Source organism: Pseudomonas sp. P867 (genome assembly GCF_019891455.1).
Lineage (GTDB): Bacteria > Pseudomonadota > Gammaproteobacteria > Pseudomonadales > Pseudomonadaceae > Aquipseudomonas > Aquipseudomonas synxantha_A.
Genome location: NZ_JAFLXB010000018.1, coordinates 1 through 25,343, shown reverse-complemented (window position 1 = coordinate 25,343; position 25,343 = coordinate 1). Strand labels below are relative to the sequence as shown.

Below are 25,343 nucleotides of genomic sequence, written 5' to 3'. Positions count from 1 at the left end.
TTATCAACTGAATGCGGAGTATCCGAACATGCCAAAGATGAAGACTAAAAGTGGTGCTGCTAAGCGGTTTCTGAAAACTGCTAACGGTATCAAGCACAAGCACGCTTTCAAGAGCCACATCCTGACCAAAATGTCGACCAAGCGTAAGCGTCAACTGCGCGGTAGCAGCTTGCTGCATCCGTCTGACGTGGCAAAAGTCGAGCGCATGCTGCGCCTTCGTTAATTTTTGGATCAAGACTAGAGGAAGTAACTCATGGCTCGTGTAAAGCGTGGCGTCATTGCCCGTAAACGTCACAAAAAAATTCTGAAACTTGCTAAAGGCTACTACGGCGCGCGTTCACGCGTATTCCGTGTTGCCAAGCAAGCGGTAATCAAGGCAGGCCAGTACGCCTACCGTGACCGTCGTCAGAAAAAACGTCAGTTCCGCGCTCTGTGGATCGCTCGTATCAACGCTGGTGCACGTGTTAACGGTCTGTCATACAGCCGTTTCATCGCTGGCCTGAAGAAAGCGTCCATCGAAATCGACCGTAAGGTTCTGGCTGAACTGGCTGTGAACGAAAAAGCGGTGTTTGCTGCGATTGTCGAGAAAGCTAAAGCCTCCTTGGCTTAAGTACCCCCGACAGTCATCCTGGGTTACTCCTGTAGCCCAAGGTGGTAAACGTCATAAATAGGGGAAGAGCCTTCAAGCTCTTCCCCTATTTTGTATCTGGAGTCTGTACATGGAAAACCTGGACGCGCTCGTTGCCCAAGCCCTTGAGGCCGTGCAAAGCGCTGAAGATGTAAATGCCCTGGAGCAAATCCGGGTTCACTACCTTGGCAAGAAAGGTGAATTGACTCAGGTGATGAAGACCCTGGGAAATTTGCCCGCTGAAGAACGTCCGCAAGTCGGTGCGTTGATCAACGTTGCCAAGGAACGTGTCACAGAGGTGCTCAATGCGCGCAAGGCGTCGCTCGAGGAGGCCGATCTAGCGGCCAAGCTCGCCGCCGAGTCCATTGACGTGACCTTGCCTGGCCGTGGTCAGGCCTCGGGCGGCCTGCATCCGATTACCCGGACTCTGGAACGTATCGAGCAGTTCTTCACCCACATCGGCTACGGCATTGCCGAAGGCCCTGAGGTAGAAGACGATTATCACAACTTCGAGGCGCTCAACATCCCAGGCCATCACCCGGCCCGGTCGATGCACGACACCTTCTATTTCAACGCGAACATGCTGTTGCGCACCCATACCTCGCCGGTACAGGTCCGCACCATGGAAGCGAACAAGCCGCCGATCCGCATTGTCTGCCCAGGCCGTGTGTACCGTAGCGACTCGGATATCACCCACTCGCCGATGTTCCACCAGGTCGAAGGCCTGCTGGTGGATCGCGATATCAATTTTGCCGACCTCAAGGGCACCATCGAAGAATTCCTGCGGGTGTTCTTCGAGAAAGAGCTGGCGGTGCGTTTCCGTCCATCGTTCTTCCCGTTTACCGAGCCGTCCGCTGAAGTCGACATGGAATGCGTGATGTGTAGCGGTAAAGGTTGCCGCGTCTGCAAGCAGACCGGTTGGCTGGAAGTCATGGGTTGCGGCATGGTCCACCCTAACGTGCTGCGCATGTCCGGGATCGATCCGGAAGAGTTCTCGGGCTTTGCCTTCGGCATGGGCGTTGAGCGCCTGGCCATGCTGCGTTACGGCGTGAACGACTTGCGTCTGTTCTTCGACAACGACTTGCGGTTCCTCGCGCAATTTCGCTAGTCGTAACGAATCTTTAGGAGAGCAGGATGAAATTCAGTGAACAATGGCTGCGTGGCTGGGTAAGCCCGCAGGTAGATCGCGACGCGCTGGTTGCGCGTCTGTCGATGGCCGGTCTTGAGGTCGATAGCGTTACCCCGGCCGCCGGTGTTTTCAGCGGCGTGGTAGTGGGCGAGGTGCTGAGCACCGAGCAACACCCTGATGCCGATAAATTGCGTGTGTGCCAGGTCAGCAACGGTTCGGAAACCTTTCAGGTCGTGTGCGGAGCGCCTAATGTGCGCCCGGGCCTGAAGATCCCGTTTGCCATGATCGGTGCCCAACTGCCTGGCGACTTCAAGATCAAGAAGGCCAAGCTGCGTGGTGTCGAGTCCAACGGCATGTTGTGCTCTCAGGCTGAGTTGCAGGTAGGCGAGGGCAATGATGGCCTGATGGAGCTGCCGGCAGACGCGCCTGTGGGTCAGGACATCCGGGTTTACCTGGAACTGGAAGACGCCAGCATCGAGGTCGACCTGACCCCGAACCGCGGCGACTGCCTGTCCCTGGCCGGTCTGGCCCGTGAAGTGGGCGCGCTGTACAACGCTCCTGTCACCCGTCCGGCGGTTGCTGTTGTGCCGCCGGTGCATGACGAAGTTCGCTCCATCGAAGTGCTCGCGCCGAACGCCTGCCCACGTTACCTGGGGCGTGTGGTCCGTAACGTCGACCTGTCCAAGCCGACCCCGCTGTGGATGGTCGAGCGCCTGCGTCGCGCCGACGTGCGCAGCATCGACGCCGCCGTCGACATCACCAACTATGTGATGTTGGAGCTGGGTCAGCCGCTGCACGCCTTCGATCTCGCCGAAATCAACGGTGGCATCCGCGTGCGCATGGCCGAGGAAGGCGAAAAGCTGGTGCTGCTCGACGGTCAGGAAGTCAGCCTGCGTGCCGACACCCTGGTTATCGCCGACCACTCTCGCGCCCTGGCAATTGCCGGCGTGATGGGGGGCGAGCACAGCGGTGTATCCGCGACCACTCGTGACGTATTCCTTGAAAGCGCGTTCTTCGACCAGATCGCCATCGCAGGCAAGGCCCGTTCCTATGGCCTGCACACCGATGCTTCGCACCGCTATGAGCGTGGCGTGGACTGGAATCTCGCCCGTGAAGCCATGGAGCGCGCCACCGGCCTGCTGCTGGAAATCACCGGTGGCGAAGCGGGTCCGATCACCGAAACCGTCAGCGAGCAGCACCTGCCGTCGATTGCGCCGATCACCCTGCGTGCCAAAAGCGTTGAGCAAATGCTCGGGCTGGTCATTGTGCCGGCTGAAATCGAGCAACTGCTGTCCGCCCTCGGCCTGGGTATTTCCTCGAATGGGGAAGGGCAGTGGCAGGTTGCAGTTCCTAGCCATCGCTTCGACATCAGCCTGGAAGTCGACCTGATCGAAGAGCTGGCACGTCTGTATGGCTACAACCGCCTGCCGGTTCGCTACCCGCAAGCGCGCCTCGCGCCGCAACCCAAGGCCGAAGCGCGTGCGCACCTGCCTGAGCTGCGCCGCCTGCTGGTTGCTCGTGGTTACCAGGAAGCCGTGACGTATAGCTTCATCGATCCAAAACAATTTGAGCTGTTCAACCCGGGTGTTGAGCCGCTGTTGTTGGCCAACCCGATCTCCAACGACATGGCCGCCATGCGTTCGTCGCTGTGGCCGGGCCTGGTGAAAGCGCTTTCCCACAACCTGAACCGCCAGCAAGACCGCGTGCGCCTGTTCGAAAGCGGCCTGCGTTTCGTGGGTCAGCTCGATGGCCTCAAGCAAGAGCCGATGCTGGCTGGCGTGGTCTGCGGTAGCCGCCTGCCGGAAGGCTGGGCGCAGGGCCGCGACGTCGTAGACTTCTTCGACGTCAAGGCTGACGTGGAAGCGGTACTGGGCTTTGCCGGCGCGCTGGATGCCTTCACCTTTGTGCCAGGCAGCCACCCAGCCTTGCATCCGGGCCAGACTGCGCGTATCGAGCGCGAAGGTCGCCTGGTAGGTTTTGTGGGCGCCATTCACCCGGAACTGTCGAAAACGTTGGGGCTGGACCGTCCAGTCTTCGTGTTTGAGCTAGTCTTGGCTGAAGTTGCGTCGGGCAAGATGCCTAAATTCAGCGAGTTGTCGCGCTTTCCTGAAGTGCGTCGCGACCTGGCGCTGATCGCCGACCGTGACGTCGCCGCCACTGCCGTTCTGGATGTAATCCGTGAAAATGCAGGGGAATGGCTGACAGACCTCAGGCTATTTGACGTCTATCAGGGTAAAGGCATTGATCCGCATAGAAAAAGCCTCGCAGTCGGCTTGACCTGGCAGCATCCATCGCGCACTCTTAATGACGATGAGGTGAATACCACGACACAAAATATCCTCACCTCGCTCGAACAAAGGTTGAACGCCACGTTAAGGAAGTGACGTATGGGGGCTTTGACGAAAGCTGAGATGGCGGAACGTCTGTACGAAGAGTTGGGTCTGAACAAGCGCGAGGCCAAGGAATTGGTCGAGCTGTTTTTTGAAGAGATCCGCCACGCTCTGGAAGACAACGAACAGGTCAAATTGTCCGGTTTCGGCAATTTTGACCTGCGGGACAAACGCCAGCGGCCTGGCCGCAATCCAAAAACGGGAGAAGAAATCCCGATCACGGCTCGCCGTGTGGTCACCTTTCGTCCAGGGCAGAAGTTGAAGGCCCGAGTTGAGGCTTATGCTGGAACCAAGTCATAACGACGAACTACCCGTCATCCCAGGCAAACGCTACTTCACCATTGGTGAAGTCAGCGAGCTGTGTGCCGTAAAACCGCACGTGCTGCGCTATTGGGAGCAGGAGTTTCCTCAACTCAACCCCGTCAAACGCACCGGGAACCGTCGGTATTATCAGCGCCAGGACGTGCTGATGATCCGACAGATCCGTGCATTGCTGTACGACCAGGGGTTCACCATCAGCGGCGCACGCCAGCGTATGTCCGGTGATGAAGCCAAAGACGACACCACCCAATACAAGCAACTGATCCGCCAGATGATCTCCGAACTGGAAGATGTGCTGGTGGTGCTGAAGAAATGATTCAAGCTTTAAAAATACTTCCACATTTCAAAAGCTTGCGGTATATTCCGGTTCGCTTCGTTAAGAAGCGAACCCAGTAACACGCCTAGTCGGGGCGTAGCGCAGTCCGGTAGCGCACTAGCATGGGGTGCTAGGGGTCGAGTGTTCGAATCACTCCGTCCCGACCATATTTCCTGAATAAAATCAGACAGTTAAGCCGATCTAACAAGGTCGGTTTTTTTGTGCTCCTGATTTTTTTAGTTTAGGGCACATATAGGGCACATCAGCGTGCTGTACCCTATGCGATGAACCAATTCGGTATGCCCTGTCCAAAACACCTTATAGATCCCAGCACTTATAGGGCGGAATGCGATCGCCCCCACGCCCTGATAATTGAATCACTCGTAAAGCCAGGGCTTCAAATCATCCAGATTCTTCACCACGATCTGCTGAGCTGCCGCCTTGGGATCTAGCTTTTTTGGATCAATTTGGAAGCGTTGAAGAACGTATTTGACTAGCGCGCGGCGCGTCGGAATCGACAGTACCCCCTCGCTCATCCCGAAATCGATTTCGATGATCGCCTTCTGTTCCGGCTTGAGGCGTGAGTCGGGTTCGATAATCACTTCGACTTCTGTATTCCAGTCTTCATCGGCGCTAATGAGATTTTCGGTTTTCCGTTCGAACTCTGGCAGGCCACGTAGGCGGCTAAGCACAAAGTCCCGGTACTCACGATTCTTTTCGCAATACGCCCGCACATGCCAGCGCATGCCTGTGTAGACCAGGGTATGCGGTGCGATCAAACGAGTTTCCGGGTTTGGATTGGCCAGTGAAACGTATTCGACTTCAATCACTTCGCTATGACGACAAGCTTTCAGTAGTGGGCGCAAAATCTCGGGACGGATTGTCCGATCTGGTACTTCTAAAACCATGGTGTGCGCATAGGCCAGGGCTAGCCCTTCTACATGCGGCGCGCGGGAGTGCGTCTGATTCAATAGATGCAAATAGGCGCTGGCGCTGTCATCAATGAACAGCGGCCTGAAGTGTTTGCTGGGTACGTAGCCTTTCAGTTGCTTATCATATGTAAGGTTTTTAGGCGCATGTTCAGTGATGTAGGTGTTGATGTCCTTCGAGGCCTGCTGACGGCTGATGCCGAAGCTCTGAATCAGGTGCCCTGTGGTCAGCCGGCCTTCCCACCAGACCACCGTCTCGATCAAGCGATAGCGAAGTGCCAGATCCCAGCGCACCTGCTTGATATCTTGTTGGCGTTTCATAACCCCTCCATGTGCGTGAATACTTTACCTGTATAAGTCTACATTCTATACCTGTCGTAAAACACTACATATCATTTGGCTGTCTTCGAGATGATTCGAACTCACGAAAGGATGTGGACATGACAACGTCGGATGCGATTTCGACAGGGGCTCTACTGATGATGTTGGTGATTGCAGTGGTACTGCTGCTTCACTACCTGAAACTGCAAGACATCTGGCAATTGATCGTCGACTGCAAAAGCTCTATGCGCTGGGCGCAGATCCAGGAAGTGGAAAACAGGGAGCTGCGCTCGGCCCTACGAGCGGAAAGAGCGCACGTCGAGCAACTGAAAAGAAAGTTGGTACTGCTGCAAGCACTGATTCCGGCAGCGTAAGGAACCAACATGAATAGGCTTGACCGTATCAAAGGATGCCTGCTGGGTGACGCATCGGATGCACCAGTTGTATTCCGTGAGTGGAATACCATCCGCGCAGAATTCGGGCCACAAGGTATCATCGATTTCTCTCCAGCTTACGGCATCTCCGGAGCCATCACTGACGACAAACAAATGATGCTCTTTACCGCCGAAGGCTTGCTGCGACCTTATGTTCGAGGTAGCTCTCGGAGCATCTGTCATGTTTCCGGTGTTATGAGATCGGTATGGATTCCTGAGTGTCGTGTTTTTTAAGGATCCTATGGTGTTCGCGCTGGCGCTGCCTGCCCTTGACCGTCAAAATGTGGCTCTTGTAGCGGTCGCAGAATAAAAGTCATTTATGAGCAATCAATCCCTAAACAGCTTCACTCGGTGCTCCCTCATCGTTCCTGAGACCCGTGTCGTCGCTGCGATGCTTTTACAGGGGGTCAGTAGGCAAGAGTGGCAAAGGCAGATAGTCGAATTGAACGTGTTGCAGAAACGGACCGCGAAGACTGCAACGACATACGCGAGCATGGCCCGATCAAGATTGGAGACGATGGATTCTGAGCTGTGGGAGCTTGTGCGAGATGGAAGCTTGCCGGTAGCGACCCAAGCCGTACTTGCGGCCACCGTGAAATTTTCTCCGTTATTTGGAGACTTTCTCCGCACCGTGGTTCGTGATCAATTTCGACGTTTCTCTACACACCTTGAACCGCGGCATTGGAATGCTTTTTTGGAGGATCGCCTCCACACGAATCTGGATGCACCCACATTCAGTGATTCGACTCGGGTCAAGTTAAGGCAAAATGCCATGCGTATGCTTGCCGAGGCTGGCTTCATTGATGACACCCGTAGCCTTCGTTTGCGTAGCCAGCACATTGAGCCTGCCGTTTTCCACTTTTTACATCAGCACAACGAGCAGTACGTGCTTGATTGCCTTCAGGTATGTCCGTGAATAACCTCGATGAACGCCTCAACAAGATTTTGGACCGAGTGACTTCTGATGATTTTCTCGGTGGGGAAGGATTAGGGAATGAGGTGCCGTTTTACGCCTTCGACTACCTACCCCAGGATGAACTTAAGGTTCGTGATCACGTAGGATTTCTCTTAGGTGCTATACCCAAGCGTCGGCCTGATCTGAAGGTTGCGTACATCAATCTGTTCGAGCTTGTGCTCGATATGCTTACCAGTCGAAATTTGCTGGAAAAATCTATCGAACGGCAAGCTCAAAAAGGGGACGAGGCTTTGCAAAAAGCCCTTAAAGCGCCACTCGACGCCGGCAAGGTCGCCAAAGAGTTAGTGGGTCGCTATCCACCCAATGAGTACGGGCTGCTCATGATAACTGGTGTCGGTAGCGTATATCCGCTTGTCCGTACCCATAATCTTCTGAACAACCTTCAGCCGTTCATGGGACAGACCCCCTTGGTGTTGTTCTACCCAGGTCGCTACGACGGTCAGTCTCTCCAGCTGTTCTGCCAGTTAGGCGAAAAACCTTATTACCGCGCTTTCCGTCTGGTGAGCTGAAAAGGATGTCCACATTGTTAATTAAAAATTTGTTTACGCGTCCCATCAACCGTTCCATCAACGGGGTAATCAAGGCTGACCAGAGCGATGCAGAGTCCGTCTGGCAGGAGCTTGATGAGTACGTTATTACCCGAGAGTTGGATCAACATCTTCGTAGCTTTTTCGAAAGCTACCTAGGGGCATTAGATAACCCCGAAGCAGCCTCTGGACGAGTAGGTGTGTGGATATCCGGCTTCTTCGGTTCTGGTAAATCCCATTTTCTGAAAATCCTGTCATATCTTTTGGAAAACAAACGCGTCAGCAAGGAAGGTGATACTCGCCAAGCCATTGACTTCTTTGAGCGCAAAATAGCCGACCCGATGCTCGCTGCCGATATCAAGCGGGCTATTGCGGCCGATACTGACGTGTTGTTGTTCAACATCGACAGCAAGGCTGACAGCGGCGATGGTCGTGACGCGATCCTTCGCGTATTCCTGAAAGTCTTCAACGAGCGCCTCGGCTTCTGCGGTGATCATCCACATATCGCGCATATGGAGCGTTACCTGGATGACCAGGGAAAATTTGTAGCCTTCAAGCAAGCTTTCGCCGAGGCTTCTCGATCTACCTGGGAAGATGAACGCGACGCGTACCACTTCCAGGTCGATGCACTGGCCACGGCCTTGTCACAAACATTGGGCCAGGAAATCAAGGATGCTGACGCGTGGGTAGAGCGCTTTGAGAACGACTTCAACCTCAATGTCGAGAGCTTCGCCAAATGGGTGAAGGACTACCTAGACAAGCGGGGCAAAGATCAACGCATCGTGTTCCTGGTGGACGAGGTAGGCCAGTTCATTGGCCAGGACACCCATCTAATGCTTAGTCTGCAAACCATTACCGAAAACCTCGGCACTGTCTGTGGCGGCCGCGCATGGGTATTGGTGACATCACAAGAGGATATCGATGCCGTCCTTGGTGAGGTGCGCGCGTCCAAGGCCAACGACTTCTCTAAGATTCAAGGTCGTTTCAAAACGCGGTTGTCGTTGTCCAGCGGCAACGTCGATGAGGTCATCCAGCGTCGCCTACTCGACAAGGAGTCAGAGCCCAAGGATGCCTTGCGTAAGATCTATCGCGAGAAAGCCGACATTCTGCGTAACCAGTTAAGTTTTACCAACACTGGGCGTACTTATAAGGCCTTTACCGACGAAGACAACTTCGCCGCCGTTTACCCCTTTGTGCCATATCAGTTCCAACTGGTACAACGCATCTTTGAAAGCATTCGCAAGGCCGGGGCCACCGGCACTCACCTAGCCCGAGGCGAGCGTTCGCTGCTGGATGCCTTCCAGTCAGCGGCCAAGGCGGTCAGCGAGAACACAATTGGTGTTCTGGTGCCGCTTTACCGCTTCTACCCGTCTATCGAAGGCTTCCTTGAAGGGGTGGTCAAATCGACCATCGACAACGCGGCCAGCAATCTCAGCCTGCAAGGGTTTGACACATTAGTTTTGAAAACCCTATTCCTCATCCGATATGTCGATGAGATCAAGGGCAACGTTGATAACCTGATCACGCTGTTTATTGATGAGATCGACGCCGATCGCCAAGCGCTACGCAAGCAGATCGAAGACAGCCTACAGCGTCTGGAAAAGGAAACTCTCGTCAGTCGCAATGGTGATGATTTCTTCTTCCTGACGAATGAAGAGCGCGATATCAGTCGCGAGATCAAAGAGATTGATCTCACCAGTGCCGACGAAGCTCGTGAACTGGGTCAATTGTTGTTTGATGAGTCCTTGCGTGGTCAGCGTAAATTCCGCTTCCCGGACAATGGCAAAGATTTTGGCCTCAACCGCCAATGCGATCTGCATCCTCTTGGTAACCGTGTCGACGGAGATCTGTTGATCTCGGTCATCAGTCCGTTGGTAGATGACCGTGACACCTGGAGTGAGCAACGCTGCATTCTGGAATCCAGTCAGGGTGAGGGTAGTGTGCTGTTGCGCCTGGACGATGAGCGCGATTTAGCGCGTGAACTACGCCTGTACCTACAAACTGACAAGTTCATCACGCGAAAGAACGATGGGACGTTGCCGCATAACACTAAACGGATCCTTCAGGATCGCGCCGAAGAAAACCGTCAGCGCCGCCAACGCTTGAGCACAAGTGTCGACCGCTTGCTGCGTGAGGCCGAGGTATATGTGGCGGGCAACAAGCTGGAAACCAAGGCCTCCAGTGCACCGATGCTGGCGGAGGAAGCGCTTGATTACCTGGTGCGGAACACTTTCAACAAGCTCAACTATATCCAGCACCTGAGCAGTGATCCGCAGAAGGAAATTCAGGCTTTGTTGGCCACGCCGCTCACACCGGGCCTCGGTCTGGAGAGCACTGGCGAAGCCAATCCGCGTGCGCTCAAAGAAGTAAGTCAGCACATCGAATTGCTAGCCTCCCAATCGCGGCGCATCGTCCTGCATGACCTCGCGGAAGGTCACTTCGGTCGGCGTCAGTATGGGTGGCCGGAGTGGGAAACGGTGCTTCTTATTGTGCGTCTGTTGCTCAAAGGTGAAGTCAGCCTGATCGGTAATGGCGGGCCATTGGCTCCGCAGCAAATCTGGAACGAAATTTCCACGCCGGCACGCTGGCGCACCACTGAAATTCAGAAGCGCCAGCAGGTAGGTTCTGGCGAACTGCAAAAGGCCCGTCAGCAGTTCAAGGACGTGTTCCAGAAGATTGCTCCGGACGGTGAAGACACCCTCTACGATCAGCTGCAAAGCAGCCTTGCTAAATGGGAGGGCGAGCTTAAGCAATGGCGGGTGCTGGCACAAAATGGCCAGTATCCTGGTTTGGACGAAATCGATCAGGGCCTCAAACTGATTGGCAAGCTCAAAGCTACCCCTGATAGCTTCGATGCCATCCAGTTATTTCTCAAAGAGCGCAACCCGCTACTCGATCTTTCCGACAGCTACGGTGACCTGGATAACTTCTACAGTAGCCAGAAAACCGCTTGGGACAAACTGCGCTCCGCACAGTTGGATTTTCAGCCCAACCGACCAAAGCTGGAGAAGGACGAGAAGGCGGCTCGTGCGTTGGCGCGTATCGACGAAATCCTAAACGCCAAAGCTCCATTCAATCTGATTCGCGAAAGCGAAAGCCTGATTCAGACAGCTACCCAGGTCAACGACGGCTTCCTCAAGGAAGCCCACGAGCGCGCAGACTTCTGGCTGGAGAAGCAACTAGCCAAGGTCAACGCGGAATTGGACGCGCTGCAAGCGAGTCCGGATCAACGTAACCGCAGCTTGCTGCTCTTGCAAAACCTCCGTCAGCGTCTCGCCGAGCAACGCAGCCTGGCTCATATCAGCCAGATGCAGGACGAGGCCCGTGAGCTGGCCGATGCGGCTATTGATCATTTACAGCTGTTGGCTGATCAAGCCGCTGCCAAAGCGAAAGTCGCAGCCAGTGCACCTAAGCCGACAACTGTGACATCGGGCGGTGGTAGTCCGGGTGTGCCAGTGGTGGAACAAACCGCTCCGGTGAATAGCGCGCCTGCGGCAGTAGTAGCGCCGGTTATACCGGTCAAGAAGCGGCGCATTATCGATACTCAACTGCTTGCCGGTTCTGGTTATATCGAAACTCAGACCGGCATTGATAACTTCCTTGCCAAGCTACGCAAGGAGCTGGAGGAAGCAGTGGCCGACAACCAGCGGGTGGAGATTCGTTAAGGAGTCCGGGTTCGTAAACAGGCAGAGCGGCTGTGTAGAGCACAGCCGTCGATCTTCGTAGTCGGTACACAGGAGCAAGCGACCATGGGAGCTGGGGAAGTACTTAGGCGTGCCGATTGGCAGATTATTGCAGGAGAGGTGCAGTCCACCTATAGCGAGCATTTTGCCCAATACAGTTATACCAAGTATCCAGCGCAAGACTACCAACGCTTCAAGCAGACATTTTCAGCATTTGAGCCTGACGTCGAACTGGATTTGGCTCTGCTCTGGAAATGGGGGCACTGGGGGAAGACCAACTATCCCGGTAAGCAAGGGGCCTTGATCACTGAGATCTCGGCGCTTTGGGGTGAGTATCTCAAATGGGTTGGTGTTCTCGCTGATGCCCCTTCGCCGAAGGATACCTTTCACTGGTGGAGCGAGCGGCTGGGGCGGCTGCGCTACATCACTTCTGCTTTCCTAACTCACCTGATTCATCCTCGCGACGTGCCGATCATTGATCAGCACAATTTCCGCGCAATGAATCATTTTCTACGCGTGCATCAACCGAAGAAAAAGCCTTCCGACTGGAGCGATATCGCTCACCTGAAACGCTTTCTAACCGAAGCAACTACCAAGCTTCAGTATTCAGAAAGCGACTTTGACAAATACCTGATGATGTATGGCCGTGCCCTTAAGCCGCATAAGCCCAAGACGTCTAGCAAGGAACACGCATGAACCGCTCTGCACTCAAGAAATACGCTCCCCAGGCCCGTCTCGATTTTATCGAGGCCGTCACCCTGCGTGCCCGGCGTTTGGGTCTCGATCCGACCCTGCTGGTCAATGTCGAACAAACTGGCGATGTGTTGTTAATCGGTGGCCAGCCTTTTGCGGCCAGCATTGGCAAGCAGCGTGCCACGTTGTCCCGGCGTATTCAGGAGCAGGGCTTTAGCGCTGTAGTCGAGGCGCTGGCCTACACTTGGTTCAACCGCTTGGTTGCCATTCGCTTTATGGAACTCAAGGGCTACCTCAGCCATGGCTACCGTGTGCTCAGCCATCCGCAGGGCCAGCAGCCGGAGATCCTCGATAATGTCCAGCATCTCGATCTGTTCGGGTTAGACAAGGCCGAAGTCATACGCTTGAAAACTGCGGGCAATCAGGACGAAGTGCTTTACCGCGAGATTCTGCTCGCCCAGTGCCACGAGCTACACCGCAATATGCCGTTCCTCTTCGAAGCACTGGACGATGCCACTGAGCTGTTACTCCCGGACAATCTTCTGCGCACCGACTCGCCGATTGCCCATCTGGTCAGCGACATCGAAGAGGGCGATTGGCAAGACGTCGAGGTCATCGGCTGGCTCTACCAGTTCTACATCAGCGAGAAAAAGGACGAGGTGATCGGCAAGGTGGTGAAGAGCGAAGACATTCCCGCCGCCACTCAGCTGTTTACCCCCAACTGGATTGTTCAGTACCTGGTGCAGAACAGCCTCGGTCGCCTCTGGCTAATGGCCAATCCCGGCTCCAGGCTCAAAGAAAAAATGCCGTACTACATCGAGCCTGCCGAACAGACTCCGGAAGTTCAGGCCCGGCTCGATGCACTGATCAAGGTCCGGGTGGAGGAGGATGGCGGTACGCTCAACCCCGAGTTCCTCTCCGTTCTCGATCCAGCCTGTGGTTCTGGCCATATCTTGCTCGAAGCCTATAACCTGCTACGCGCCATTTATGAAGAGCGGGGGTATCGAATGCGAGATATTCCCCGACTAATTCTGCAAAAAAATCTTTATGGTCTTGACATCGACGACCGCGCCACGCAGCTAGCTGGTTTTGCTCTGATGATGAAGGCCCGTGAAGACGACCGTCGTCTATTCGATGATGAGTCTAATCCTCCACATCTTAATGTGGTAGCCATTCAAGAAAGCACTGGCCTACCAGATGGAGACATGGCCAAAACTATCCTCGATGCAGCCATTCAGAATGAGGGCGGCGAGGTTATGCAAAGTGGCCAGCTCTTTGGTGGCGGGCAATTAGAAACACTGCACAGCTCTGGTCTCACTGTGCGCGATTTTCGAGAGTTGATTCAGATATTTGGGGGTGGCAAGACCTATGGTTCTCTGATTACAGTGCCAGAAAGCCTAAAGGGAAAGCTATCTACAATGATAGATCTTCTTAAGTCTGTGTCTTCCCATGGGAACGATTTGTCGCGGAGCTACGCTGCACAGATTTTAGTGCAATTTGCTCTGCCAGCAATGGCATTGTCAAAGCACTACGACATTGTTGTGGCAAATCCACCGTATATGGGGCGTAAAGGGATGCCCGTTAAGTTGCAGTGTTTCGTAGATGAAAACTGGCAGATGTCTAGATCGGACCTTTATGCTGTTTTTGTCGAGCGCGCCTGTATGCTGGGGAAGAAAACTGCGTTTTACTCCTTTATATCAATGGATAGTTGGATGTATGGTGAGGAATACTCTTCACTCAGAGGGAAGCTACTTGATGAAGTGAGTTTTCTTACGTTGGCACATTTAGGTCCGCGCGCCTTTCCAGAAATTAATGGAGAGGTTGTTCAAACTGTAGCATTCATTTTTGTTAATGAGTTTATTGATAAGTGTAAGGGAAGTTATTTTGACTTGACAGCACAGAAAGATACCGTTGAGAAGGCAAAGTCACTGATTTTGGGTGAGCAGCGCTATGATGTTGAGTCGGACTTGTTTCGGTTGTTACCTCGGCGCGTAATGGCCTATGCGGCGTCAGAAAGTACTATCTCTGCTTTTGCTGATTCAAGCGCTCTCCAAGAGTTTTCGGAGGCTTTAACTGGTTTACAGACTGGGGACAATGATGCTTTTCTACGCTACTGGTTTGAGGTTGATTTTGACCTGGTATCTTTCGGCTGCAAACAAATAGCTGACGCGAATAATGGGCGTCGCTGGTTTCCGTACGTGAAAGGTAGTGAATTTAAAAAATGGTACGGGAATCAGGTATTTGTCGTGAATTGGGAGGGCGGCGGGGCGGAGATAAGGGCTCACAGAAGCTCGACAGTCAGGAACTCCAATAAGTATTTCAATAGTGGTATTTCCTATAATAATATAGCCAAAAGTTTCTGTGCTAGATATGTTGAGGAAGGTTATATTTTTGATCAAAAAAACTCTATGTTTTTTTCAGAGGAGGAACATTTTGTATTGCCGACTTTAGGGTACCTTAACTCAAAAGTTGTATCCCCATTTTTGAAAGTGGTTGCCCCTAAAGATTTTAACCCTGGTAGCTTAAAGGTTTTGCCAGTTAAGAGAGAGGTCTTTGAGTCATCTGATGTTTCTTCGGTTGTGGCTGAGCTTGTTAGTATTGCTAAGCGTGACTGGGATTTAAAAGAAATTTCATGGGGGTTTACTGGGTTTGGAGTTTTAGGCTCTGAGAGAGCCGTGGGGTTGTTGGGGGCGTGTTATGAGGGTTATTCTAATTGGCTGTCTTTGGAGTTGAGTAAAGCCACTGCCCTAGAGGTCGAAAATAATAAAAATTTCATAAGGTTGTTTGGTCTTGAGGCGGAGTTGTCTCCGGAAGTCTCTCCTGATGTAGTGACGCTAAGCCGTGCTGAGCGTAATAAAGACATGCGAGCATTAATTTCTTATGTCATAGGTTGTATGATGGGTCGGTATAGCCTTGATGAGGAGGGTTTGATTTACGCTCGCAGTGGTGGCATTGGTTTTGATCGTTCGCGTTACCTTAAATTCCCCGCAGATATTGACGGCATTGTCCCTATAACCGAGGAGTTCTGGTTTGAGGACGATCCTGCTGAGCGTGTGCGTGAGTTCCTTATGGTGGTCTGGGGAGAGGGTGCCCTCCAAGAGAATATGGAGTGGTTAGCTAATAGCTTGGGCCGTAAGGTAGATGAGTCAGCCGGTGACTCAATTCGTCGCTACTTGTCCAGCGGTTTCTATAAGGATCATTTGCATACCTACAAGAAACGCCCAATTTACTGGTTGTTCTCCAGCGGTAAGGAAAAGGCCTTCGAGTGCCTGGTTTACCTGCACCGCTACAACGAGGGCACGCTCTCGCGTATGCGTATGGAGTATGTCGTTCCCCTACAAGGCCGTATGCAGGCCCGTATCGACAAGCTTGCTGACGACATCAACATTGCCACCGGCAGTGCCCAGCAGAAAGCCCTGCAAAAGCGCAAAGACAAATTCGCCAAACAGCTTGAAGAACTTCGTCGCTTCGATGAAGCGCTGCGTCCTTACGCGGACCAACGGATTTCTCTCAATCTAGATGAAGGCGTAAAGGTTAATTACGGGAAATTTGGTGATCTGCTGGCCGAAGTGAAAGCTATTACAGGTGGCAAGGAAGACTGACTGATTGGCGGCTCACTTAGGTGGGCCGCTTATCTCGACAATGAGGATGTAAATGCAAACCGGCAAATCCACTGTTAAAGACATCTTTGATGGCACCCGTATCTTCAGCGTTCCGACCTATCAGCGAGCTTACTCCTGGGAGCGTGAAGATAACCTTGAAGATTTTTTCAATGACCTATGCAGTCAACACCCTGATAGGCCTTATTTCCTAGGATCTTTTCTTTTTCATCTGAATGGAAACAAGAGCGAGTTCGCTCTAGTGGATATAGTGGATGGCCAGCAACGGTTGACCACCCTGGTCATCTTTATGCACGTGTTGCTTGGGAAGCTAATTTCCCAGAGTTCTATGCTCGTATCTGAGCGTACGCGGCGCATCTTTGTGCGTGATGGTGATGTCTTCAAGCTTGAATCGGCGAATGAGGGTAATGCCTTCCTACATGATCTGGTATTGGGCGACCGCCCGCCTGCAACCGAAGATGTAACACTAAGAACCCATTCGCAAAGGCTTTTGTTGGACGCACGGCAATATTTTGAGGAACAGCTGGTTCGCCATGATCTGGCCATGCTTGAGCGAGTTTATACGACCGCCATCAATGCTGATGTGCTGCTCTATGTGGTGGACAAGATCAGTACAGCTACGCAGATATTTGAGTTGTTGAATGATAGGGGGCGGCGATTAACGGATCTGGAATCGATCAAAAGTTTCCTGATGTATAACGCGGGAGTTGTCTACGATCACCCCGAGCAAGTGATAGGAAAAATCCAAGAAGATTTTTCTGAAATTTATCGGTTGATTGAGTCGCACAACATTAATGATCGGGATGTGCTGCGTTATCACACGCTTGCGTTTGAGACGTACCCGAGCGATTACACTGATAAACCGAAGGCCTACATCAAGGAGAAGATACTCGGATTGGTGAGTGATGCGGAGCGACGGGAGGAGGCGAGAGAGCAGATTAGAGACTATCCAGCTCGCCTGAAAAAAAGCTTTCAATTATTTGCTCAGATCCGAGATCGCCGATTCGTTGATCCGGAATTGGCGAAAACATTTATGATCGGCCGTGTTGCTCCATTTTATCCAGCATTGATGAAGGTGCATAGTGAAAGGCCATCTGATTTTTCGCGCTTGGTTAAAGCCATCAATGCCTTTACGTTCCGTTCCTCTTTAGCGCGACTGCGAAGCAACGGTGAAAGCTATCAGTTTACTTCTATGCGCAACGATAAAGATGTCATTGAGGTGATCGAGAGCTTTGTCTTGGAGAATTGGTGGAATATTAATGGGCGGGCTCGCGAAGCCTTCGATTATAATAATTATTATGATTGGCTTGAAAAAAACGTAGTCCGCTACATTCTTTTTTCTTACGAGAATAGTCTTCGTCATCGTAAGGGCTTTCCATTGTTGTCGAGCAGAGACTACGCTTCGAAGGATGCCCGTGAAAAGCTCAGTATTGAGCATATTACTGCGAAGAAAGCATTGTCTGTTGAGTTTGATGATGAGTTTAGAGAAAACTACCTGAACAATCTTGGTAACTTAGTGATTGATCATGCGGCCTCTAACTCCAGCAAGGGTAGAAAGGGCGGTGATGAGAAGGTTGTTCATTATAATTTGGCACCTTTGATGTCCCAAAATGAAATAAATGAGGCTGGTTGCGATTGGAATGATCTTGAATCAATAAAGAGATTCATTCGTCGCCGCGAGGAAAAGTTAAAGTCGGAAGTTTCGCTTGAGTTTAAAATTTGAATCACCGCGAGAGCGATAGTGATTTTCGCATCCTTTGATAGTCTTTGGAAAGGGGGCGTATCCGTGGTTTGGATCAGGCCCCCATAGGGGCACACCCACCGACATCCGACTGGCTGAACCCGGCTGACTGGTTTAAAATTTAGCTGAAAATCATCCTTATGGATAAATACTGGCTGTGAAAATAAACCAGCTCCTTTCCGATTGGCCCTCCGGTGCTGTAGCCACGCAGGCGTGGCTACATGAGCATGGCGTAGGGCCAAACCTGGTACAAAAGTATCAGCACAGTGGCTGGCTGGAGCGTATTGGTCACGGCACGTGGAAGCGGAGCGGCGATAAGATCGACTGGCAAGGCGGCGTTTTCGCATTGCAACAGGACGACCCATTACGGATTTGGCCGGGTGGGGCGACCGCTTTGAGCCTGGCTGGATACAGCCATTACCTATCATTCGGGAAGGAGACTGTCGAACTGTTCGCCACAGCCGGCACCAGCCTGCCTGGCTGGTTTAGCAAGCACGCATGGGAAGTCTCGGTAAATTTTCACTCCACCGGGCTCTTCGCCTCAATGGAGGACCCTGCGTTGCAAGCCTTCCAAGTGCCTTACTCTCAATTTGACCTGAAAATCTCTACGCCAGAACGTGCCGTGCTTGAGCTTATCCATCGAAGCGCGAACGAGATTCTTTTTAGTAGTGTGGTCGACGTGTTCAACGGGTTGGCCACGCTAAGTCCTCGATGCTTACAAAGGCTGCTTGAAGCCTGTAGCTCCATTCGAGTCAAACGCGTCTTCCTTCTGCTGGCTCGAAACAGTGGCCATGCATGGTATCAGCGATTAGATGTTTCAAGGATCGATATAGGCAAAGGCAAGCGTCAGATCACCCCGGGTGGTCGGCTCGATAAAGAGTTCCTCATCACCGTGCCAGAGAGTTTTGCCAATGTCGATTGATCCTCGTTATGCTGATCAGGTGCGCTTGTTAGTACAGGTAATCCCCTACGTGGCGGCCGAGCGTTGTTTTGCGCTCAAGGGCGGAACTGCCATCAATTTGTTTATTCGGGATTTACCTCGTCTTTCAGTGGATATTGACCTGGCTTACCTACCCAGTTCTGACCGTCAGCAGGCTTTGACGGACGTGCGTCTTGCGCTTCGACGGATTGCAGATGCAGTGGGTCGAGGCTTGCCTCAGGTTGGTGCAACCGTGCAGAGCAACCGCGACGATGAGTTGCGAGTTTTGGTAAGGAGTCCGCAGGCTCAGATTAAGGTTGAGGTATCGCCTGTCTTGCGTGGCACTGTGCATCAGCCTGTCGAGCGCGATGTGGTGCCGCTAGTTGAGGACGAATTCGGTTTTGCCTCTATCTCTGTCGTCTCCTTGCCTGATCTGTACGGTGGTAAAATTTGCGCCGCGTTAGATCGGCAACACCCCAGGGACCTCTTCGATGTCATGTTAATGCTCCGCGAAGAAGGGCTGACACGCGAAATCTTTGAGGGCTTTTTGGTGTATCTGATCAGCCATGGCCGGCCCATAGCTGAGCTTCTTTCCCCTCGGTGGAAGAAGCTGGACGGCATCTTCCAGGCTGAGTTCGCGGGTATGACTCGTGAACCGGTCACGCTGGAGCAGTTGGAGTCTACTAGGGCTGCGTTGCTTGCTGCGATCCAGGAGCAGTTCACCGAGCAAGATGCCGCGTTTCTGCTCTCGCTTAAACGGGGAGAACCTGACTGGGCACTGTTGAATTTGCCAGGGGTTGATCAGTTGCCGGCGGTGCGATGGAAGCTGCGTAACATTATGGAAATGTCTGCTTCAAGGCGGGCGGGAGCGGTTGATAAGCTACAAATTGTCGTCGACCAAATGCTGGCAGGCCGAACCTTTTGATTTGTGTGGACCGTTCCTGCTTACCATTTGGAATGGGCGTTATGGGCAGGGCTTGGCGTACGAGATTCAATCCAAAATCGTGATTGGTTTATTTTTTTTTCCTAAGGCACCCTTATTGGTGCTTTTTTAGTATTTTTTTAAACCCGCTCGGGGGCGGTAAATTATGTCGGAGCAGTCTGCACAACTCGAAAAAATTGGCGAGGGGCTGTTGCAGCTGTTCAGTGTTTGCCGAGTGGTCTGGTGGGAAGACGCGCAGGGCGAGTTCAGTGAGCTGCTAGAGAGCGTTGTCATGCCTGATGTGCAGGTGTTGAGGCGCACTTCGGTTCCTGCACTATCAATCAAGCAGAAGGTGGAACTCGAAAGGCCTGATGGGCGTTTTCTGATCTACGAAGAGGGCAGTCCGCCTTCGCCGGAAAACGACTGGCTGCTCGATATCCGACTTTACGCTGCATCTTTTGCTGCTGATCGTACGTCTATGCTGTTGCAGGAGTTGGGATTGCGTCGGCCAAGCCTGCGTGACCACCTGAAAGCCCGTAGCGCTTTTTTTGCTAGCAAAGAGAGAGTGGCTAAAATACAGCGGCTGTTGAGTCCGGACGATGATGAAGCCGCCGTGGACCTGAAGATACTTGCTGTGCTGGCGAAGGTTGAACAGGCGGAGCAGTTTGCAGTTTTCACTGCGGTATTTTCATCTCTCGCAGACTCTGAGAATCTTGAAGATAACGTGCTGTGGGGCGCGATTTGCAAGTTCGAAATGCAGCCGGTTTTCTGGCAGCTCATGTTGCAAGCCTTCGGTTATCAACATGCTGATCCTTCGGTAAAACATTTCCTCGTTCGCCTGTTTTCCACTGATATTGGGTATGTACTGAATGCTCATGCTCCCAGCAGCCTCCGAGCGCTTCAGCTGAATCCGTTACGAGCGGCCAATGTCGCTGTTTTTCTCTCTCAATGGCGAGACAGTACGCTCCGACAGCGGTCCTATGATCGACTATCCAGACGTATTGCCATTGACTTGCGCCCCGGAGATTTGCTGGCCCAAGCGCCCTTGGAAGCGCTTATGCTGGTCAGTACCTTCGTCGATATCGAGCGGCAGATAGCCGAGCGTCTTCGTGATGCTGTACTCAACAACACCAGTGAAACGGTGGGCCAACAATTGAGGGACATGGCCAGTCGTCGTATGGACGGCTACTGGGCCAATCCGCGCTGGCCGGATAACGACGACGCGAACCGCTCTGTCTGGCATGCGTATTACCGCTCGCTGATCGCGGCTTCGGAGTTGTTCGAGCTGAGGATGCGTTACTCGGGTGGCTTTTCCTTCGCCTCGGCTGAAGCCTGTTACAGCGCATACACCCAAGAGCTGTATCGCTTCGACCAGCTCTATAGGATTTATCACGAAGCCGCAGATGTCTTGTATGCACGTAGCCCGGATGCGTTGTCTCCACTGACCTCTCGGGTTGAGCAGGATTACCTGACAGGCTTTCTTCAACCTTTTGCGCAGAAGTGGGGGAGTTTCCTCGATGGAGGCTTGCTGCAACAGTGGAGATTGCCTGGGGTTTCCAATCAGCAAAATTTCTATGCCGAGCAGGTTGATCGCTATCTGAAGGGGGGAGAGGATCGGCGCGTGTTTGTGGTGATCAGCGACGCGCTACGCTACGAGGTTGCCCAGGAGCTGAGTGATTCTCTTAACGGGAAGTATCGTTTTGCAGCCGAGCTGGGCAGTCAACTGGGTGTGTTGCCGTCCTATACGAAGCTAGGAATGGCTAGCCTGCTCCCACATCACACCCTCAGCTATACCGATGCAGGCTTAGTTCAAGTGGATGGCCTGAGCAGCGATGGCCTGGAGGCTCGCAACAAGATCCTTGCAGGTGTAAATGGTCTGGCGCTACGTGCCGAAGACTTCTTGAACATGAATAAGACCGACGGGCGTGAGCTGATCAAGCCATATCGTGTGATTTACATCTATCACAACAAGATCGACGCCGTAGGTGATACCGCAAGCACTGAAAGCAGTACCTTCAGCGCTTGTCGTGATGCGATCCACGAGCTGGAATCTATCGTTAGCCGTATCATCAATAACCTCAATGGACATAGAGTCCTCGTCACGGCAGACCACGGCTTCCTATTCCAGGATTCGGCGCTAGAGTCTTTAGACAAGAGCAAGCTGCTTACCAAGCCAGTAAGCAGCGTGGTGTCGAAAAAACGTTACCTGATTGGACGTAACCTGGGTACCAGCGACCAAGTACACAGTGGGTACATCAAAGAAACAGCGGGCATCAGTGACGATATGATGTTTTGGTCTCCACGTGGGGTGAACCGATTCCATTTTGTCGGTGGCGCGCGCTTCATCCACGGTGGTGGAACCTTGCAGGAAATCGTTGTTCCTGTGCTCAAGGTGCAGCAAATCAGAGGACAGAAGGTCAAGGACACCGCAGTACGCAAGGTACCGGTAACGGTGCTAGGTAATAATTTCACGATCACCACCAACCGTTACGTGTTTAACCTTTTGCAGACCGAAGCTGTATCCGAACGTATTCAACCTGCCGCATTACGTGTCGGGGTTTTTGATGCAGCGGGCGAAGCCGTGTCGGTCGTCGAGCAGGTTTCATTCGACAGCGATTCCCCAAACCTTGATCAGCGTCAGCGCAAGGTGATCCTGACTCTTCTGAACCGGCCGTTTTCCTCCAGTGAGAGTTATTTCTTTAAGCTGCTAGATGCCGAAACCGACGTAGAGCAGTTCCGCATTGATGTCCGTATAAACTTGGCGATCAGCAATGACTTCGATTTCTGACAGTGACAATCTCGACCTTGATCTTGATGGTCGGCTGAACCAATTCTTCATGGGGAAGGTAGTACGCAAGGATCTCACCAAGCGTTTGAAGGAAGGTATCAACGTACCTGTGTACGTGCTTGAGTACCTGCTCGGCATGTACTGTGCCTCAGACAATGAAGAGGTGATCGCAGATGGTCTGGAGACGGTTAAGCGTATCCTCGCCGAGAACTATGTGCGTCCCGACGAGGCAGAGAAGGTCAAATCGAAGATCCGTGAGCGTGGGAGCTTTAAGATCATCGACAAGGTATCTGTCAGTCTGAATGAGCGTCGCGATATCTATCAGGCGCTGTTCATGAACCTAGGTGTCAAGGACGCTGAAATACCCAGCCGTTTTATCAAAGAGTTTGAGAAGCTCCTGGCGGGTGGCATCTGGTGCATCGTGACGATGAACTACTTTTTCGAAGAGGGAGCGAAAGGTTCTCCGTTCACTGTCCATGACCTAAAGCCTATTCAGATGCCAAACATGGACATAGATGCGCTGTTGGAGGCCCGTAAGCAGTTCACTGAAGATCAGTGGATGGATGTCTTGCTACGTTCAACCGGGATGGAGCCGGCGCATTTCAATCAGCGCACGAAATGGCACTTGCTCACGCGAATGATCGCTTTCGTTGAAAACAACTATAACTGCTGCGAGCTGGGGCCGCGCGGGACAGGTAAGAGCCACATCTACAAAGAAGTCAGCCCCAATAGCATTCTGGTTTCCGGCGGCCAAACCACGGTTGCTAACTTGTTCTACAACATGTCTAGGCGTCAGATTGGTCTGGTCGGGATGTGGGACGTGGTTGCTTTCGATGAGGTAGCGGGGATCTCGTTCAAGGACAAGGATGGTGTTCAGATCATGAAGGATTTCATGGCCTCGGGTTCCTTTGCTCGTGGTCGTGACTCCATCTCAGCCTCGGCCAGCATGATGTTTGTTGGCAACATCAACCAGCCTGTGGACACCCTCGTCAAGACCAGTCACCTGCTGGCACCGTTCCCTTCAGCGATGATTGACTCGGCTTTTTTCGACCGCTTCCATGCCTATATTCCGGGCTGGGAAGTACCGAAAATGCGGCCTGAGTTTTTCACCAACCGCTACGGATTGATCACCGATTACTTGGCCGAATTCATGCGTGAGATGCGTAAGCGGAATTTTGCCGATGCTATCGACCGCTATTTCAAGCTGGGTAACAATCTCAATCAACGAGACACCATCGCTGTGAGGCGCACGGTCTCCGGCCTGCTAAAGCTTCTCCATCCAAGCGCTGACTATGATCAGGAAGCGGTTCGCCGTTGCCTTGAGTACGCCTTGGAAGCCCGCCGCAGGATTAAGGAACAGCTGAAGAAAATCGGTGGTATGGAATTCTACGATGTCCACTTTTCTTATATTGATGCGGATTCTTTGGAAGAGACCTTTATCAGCGTGCCGGAGCAGGGAGGTGGGGGACTGATCCCAGAAGGGCAGGGCAAGCCTGGGGCCATGCACTTGGTCTCTACGGGGGCGAATGGACATTTGGGGCTGTACCGGTTGGAAACACAGGTAACAGCGGGCAGTGGCAGATTAAACATGTCTGGTCTCGGGAATAGCTCCTCAGCGAAAGAAGCCTTGAAGGTCGCTTTCGATTACTTCAAAGCCAACATCAATCGCGTCAGTGCCGCATCAAAAGTCGGTGACCATGATTACCACCTGCATGCTGTTGAGCTTCATAACACCGGAGCGCCGAAAGCGCTGACGCTGGCCGGATTTATCGCCTATTGCTCCGTGCTGATGCAGAAACCACTCCAAGCGCAGATGGTAGTACTGGGTGATATGAGCTTGGGCGGCAATGTAATACCCGTAGAAAACCTTGCTGAGTGCATGCAGGTGGCGTTCGATGCGGGGGCTAAACGTATTCTTCTGCCTATGGCGAGCGTGAAGGATATTCCGACCGTCCCTGGGGAGTTGTTCGCGAAATTCCAAACGAGCTTTTACAGTGATCCCGTTGATGCAGTGTTCAAGGCTTTGGGTGTTAGCTAAAGTATGAAATGCGCGGTGCTGGGCCGCAGCGCGCAATTTCAGATGCGAGTCAGATCGACTCAGTTAGTAGAGAGGGGACTGGGCTTGCTTCTCTAAGCCTTCGAAGAGATGGCGTAGGCCTCAGATATCCGTCCGTGTTCCACCTTTAACTGCATAACGACAGACTGTGGTTTTTGCTGCTCCACCATCAATCGATCCATCAAGATAAGCGTGGAATTGCTAGCTTCGGTAAAAGCAGGTAATTCCAGCTTCTTCCACTTGCTGAGTCGAATTCGGTTTGCGTGAATGGTCGTCTTCGAATCAACGAAAGACGATAGGCCCTTAATCCTGATATCCATCGCACGCTCAAATTTTCTAACCGGTCCAGATTCAGACAAAAACTGTTCCAGTTTACCCTTCAGTGTATCGAGACGCCGAGCAGCGACAGGTGCAGATTCTTCAAACTTACTCAATAGTTGGCACGCAATCATTCGTGCTCCCATGCACAGTTTCCATTGCTCTAGAACAGGGGTAAGTGCAGTTTGCCGCTTCAGCAACGACTCCGTCAGGCTGTCTGAACCAAATAGGCTGGAGTCCTTTTGGTTGGAAACCTGGCCGGCCATTTTATTGATTTCGATATCGAGGTGGTTTTGCACCGCGCCCAGCTCCACTTCGCAACGTTCGAGTTCATTGCTTATGGCTGGATACTGAATCGCCCCGGATTCTTTAGACACCTTGCAAACTCATTGCGTAACGTTTTTCAAACTCTACCGGTGACAGCTGATTGTTGAAACCATGGCGGCGTAGTGAACCATCACCTCCTGTTTCGGTTTTCGCCTCCAAACCGCCATCAATAACGCATCAATGGCCAAATCACAGGTCATCTGCGACTTCATTGACCAGCCAACGACCTGACGGGAAAACAGATCCAGCACCACCGCCAAATACAGCCAGCCTTCATACGTACGAATATAGGTGATGTCGGTGAC

The 25,343-nt window shown here is 52.6% G+C and carries 20 protein-coding genes, 1 tRNA gene and 1 pseudogene; 19 read left to right on the top strand and 3 right to left on the bottom strand.

Annotated elements, in window-relative coordinates; all coding sequences use genetic code 11:
* Positions 1 to 28 precede the first annotated feature (28 nt).
* The 7 genes from rpmI (at position 29) to J1G33_RS25135 (ending at position 4,951) form a co-directional block, all read left to right on the top strand.
* Positions 29 to 223 (top strand): 50S ribosomal protein L35, encoded by a 195-nt coding sequence (gene rpmI, locus J1G33_RS25165; RefSeq protein WP_002553160.1) that lies wholly within the window; start codon positions 29 to 31, stop codon positions 221 to 223.
* Positions 224 to 253: 30 nt separating this feature from the next.
* Entirely contained in the window at positions 254 to 610 is a 357-nt protein-coding gene (gene rplT / locus J1G33_RS25160; protein WP_005789679.1) for a 50S ribosomal protein L20, read from the top strand.
* 109 nt (positions 611 to 719) lie between these two features.
* A complete protein-coding gene (pheS, locus tag J1G33_RS25155) occupies positions 720 to 1,736 on the top strand; it encodes a phenylalanine--tRNA ligase subunit alpha (protein ID WP_003192486.1) in 1,017 nt (338 codons plus the stop codon).
* A gap of 26 nt (positions 1,737 to 1,762) precedes the next feature.
* Complete coding sequence (pheT, locus tag J1G33_RS25150; RefSeq protein ID WP_223018988.1) at positions 1,763 to 4,141, top strand: phenylalanine--tRNA ligase subunit beta; 2,379 nt, start codon at positions 1,763 to 1,765, stop codon at positions 4,139 to 4,141.
* 3 nt (positions 4,142 to 4,144) lie between these two features.
* Positions 4,145 to 4,447 (top strand): integration host factor subunit alpha, encoded by a 303-nt coding sequence (gene ihfA / locus J1G33_RS25145; RefSeq protein ID WP_002553164.1) that lies wholly within the window; start codon positions 4,145 to 4,147, stop codon positions 4,445 to 4,447.
* Entirely contained in the window at positions 4,428 to 4,784 is a 357-nt protein-coding gene (locus J1G33_RS25140) for a MerR family transcriptional regulator (protein ID WP_003174972.1), read from the top strand. The genes ihfA and J1G33_RS25140 overlap by 20 nt, the downstream gene beginning before the upstream one ends.
* 90 nt (positions 4,785 to 4,874) lie before the next feature.
* Positions 4,875 to 4,951, top strand: a tRNA-Pro gene (locus J1G33_RS25135).
* A gap of 210 nt (positions 4,952 to 5,161) precedes the next feature.
* On the opposite strand, the gene J1G33_RS25130 is transcribed toward J1G33_RS25135, so the two are convergent.
* Positions 5,162 to 6,034, bottom strand: coding sequence for a WYL domain-containing protein (locus tag J1G33_RS25130; protein ID WP_223018987.1), 873 nt, complete (start codon positions 6,032 to 6,034; stop codon positions 5,162 to 5,164).
* A 119-nt stretch (positions 6,035 to 6,153) separates the two neighbouring features.
* Here J1G33_RS25130 and J1G33_RS25125 point away from each other — a divergent pair, with 119 nt between their 5' ends.
* From J1G33_RS25125 to brxL, 12 genes are all read left to right on the top strand, one after another.
* Positions 6,154 to 6,408: a hypothetical protein gene (locus J1G33_RS25125; protein WP_223018986.1), complete on the top strand. Its 255-nt coding sequence runs from the start codon at positions 6,154 to 6,156 to the stop codon at positions 6,406 to 6,408.
* 9 nt (positions 6,409 to 6,417) lie between these two features.
* A complete protein-coding gene (locus J1G33_RS25120) occupies positions 6,418 to 6,702 on the top strand; it encodes an ADP-ribosylglycohydrolase family protein (RefSeq protein WP_223018985.1) in 285 nt (94 codons plus the stop codon).
* A gap of 85 nt (positions 6,703 to 6,787) precedes the next feature.
* Positions 6,788 to 7,384 carry a DUF1819 family protein gene (locus J1G33_RS25115; protein ID WP_223018984.1) on the top strand — a complete coding sequence of 199 codons (597 nt, stop codon included), beginning with the start codon at positions 6,788 to 6,790 and terminating at the stop codon, positions 7,382 to 7,384.
* Positions 7,375 to 7,953 carry a DUF1788 domain-containing protein gene (locus J1G33_RS25110; protein ID WP_223018983.1) on the top strand — a complete coding sequence of 193 codons (579 nt, stop codon included), beginning with the start codon at positions 7,375 to 7,377 and terminating at the stop codon, positions 7,951 to 7,953. Before J1G33_RS25115 ends, J1G33_RS25110 begins: the two co-directional genes overlap by 10 nt.
* A gap of 5 nt (positions 7,954 to 7,958) precedes the next feature.
* Positions 7,959 to 11,636, top strand: a complete 3,678-nt coding sequence (brxC, locus tag J1G33_RS25105; RefSeq protein WP_262416944.1) for a BREX system P-loop protein BrxC — start codon at positions 7,959 to 7,961, stop codon at positions 11,634 to 11,636.
* Between the two features lie 84 nt (positions 11,637 to 11,720).
* The gene (locus J1G33_RS25100) at positions 11,721 to 12,350 is read left to right on the top strand and encodes a hypothetical protein (protein ID WP_223018982.1); all 630 of its coding nucleotides are present in this window, start codon (positions 11,721 to 11,723) and stop codon (positions 12,348 to 12,350) included.
* On the top strand, positions 12,347 to 15,949 hold the full coding sequence (gene pglX / locus J1G33_RS25095; RefSeq protein ID WP_223018981.1) for a BREX-1 system adenine-specific DNA-methyltransferase PglX: 3,603 nt from the start codon (positions 12,347 to 12,349) through the stop codon (positions 15,947 to 15,949). The genes J1G33_RS25100 and pglX overlap by 4 nt, the downstream gene beginning before the upstream one ends.
* Positions 15,950 to 16,001: 52 nt before the next feature.
* Entirely contained in the window at positions 16,002 to 17,690 is a 1,689-nt protein-coding gene (locus J1G33_RS25090) for a DUF262 domain-containing protein (RefSeq protein ID WP_223018980.1), read from the top strand.
* A 175-nt stretch (positions 17,691 to 17,865) separates the two neighbouring features.
* A complete protein-coding gene (locus tag J1G33_RS25085; RefSeq protein ID WP_223018979.1) occupies positions 17,866 to 18,630 on the top strand; it encodes a type IV toxin-antitoxin system AbiEi family antitoxin in 765 nt (254 codons plus the stop codon).
* Entirely contained in the window at positions 18,620 to 19,552 is a 933-nt protein-coding gene (locus J1G33_RS25080; RefSeq protein WP_223018978.1) for a nucleotidyl transferase AbiEii/AbiGii toxin family protein, read from the top strand. Before J1G33_RS25085 ends, J1G33_RS25080 begins: the two co-directional genes overlap by 11 nt.
* A 163-nt stretch (positions 19,553 to 19,715) precedes the next feature.
* Complete coding sequence (gene pglZ / locus J1G33_RS25075) at positions 19,716 to 22,337, top strand: BREX-1 system phosphatase PglZ type A (protein WP_223018977.1); 2,622 nt, start codon at positions 19,716 to 19,718, stop codon at positions 22,335 to 22,337.
* Positions 22,321 to 24,375 carry a protease Lon-related BREX system protein BrxL gene (brxL, locus tag J1G33_RS25070; protein ID WP_223018976.1) on the top strand — a complete coding sequence of 685 codons (2,055 nt, stop codon included), beginning with the start codon at positions 22,321 to 22,323 and terminating at the stop codon, positions 24,373 to 24,375. Before pglZ ends, brxL begins: the two co-directional genes overlap by 17 nt.
* A 92-nt stretch (positions 24,376 to 24,467) precedes the next feature.
* Here brxL and J1G33_RS25065 read toward each other — a convergent pair whose 3' ends face one another.
* Together J1G33_RS25065 and J1G33_RS25060 are read right to left on the bottom strand one after the other, a co-directional pair.
* Complete coding sequence (locus J1G33_RS25065; protein WP_223018975.1) at positions 24,468 to 25,088, bottom strand: hypothetical protein; 621 nt, start codon at positions 25,086 to 25,088, stop codon at positions 24,468 to 24,470.
* Positions 25,081 to 25,343: pseudogene (locus tag J1G33_RS25060) on the bottom strand (DDE-type integrase/transposase/recombinase); the annotation flags it as partial. The pseudogene J1G33_RS25060 and the gene J1G33_RS25065, both read right to left, overlap by 8 nt.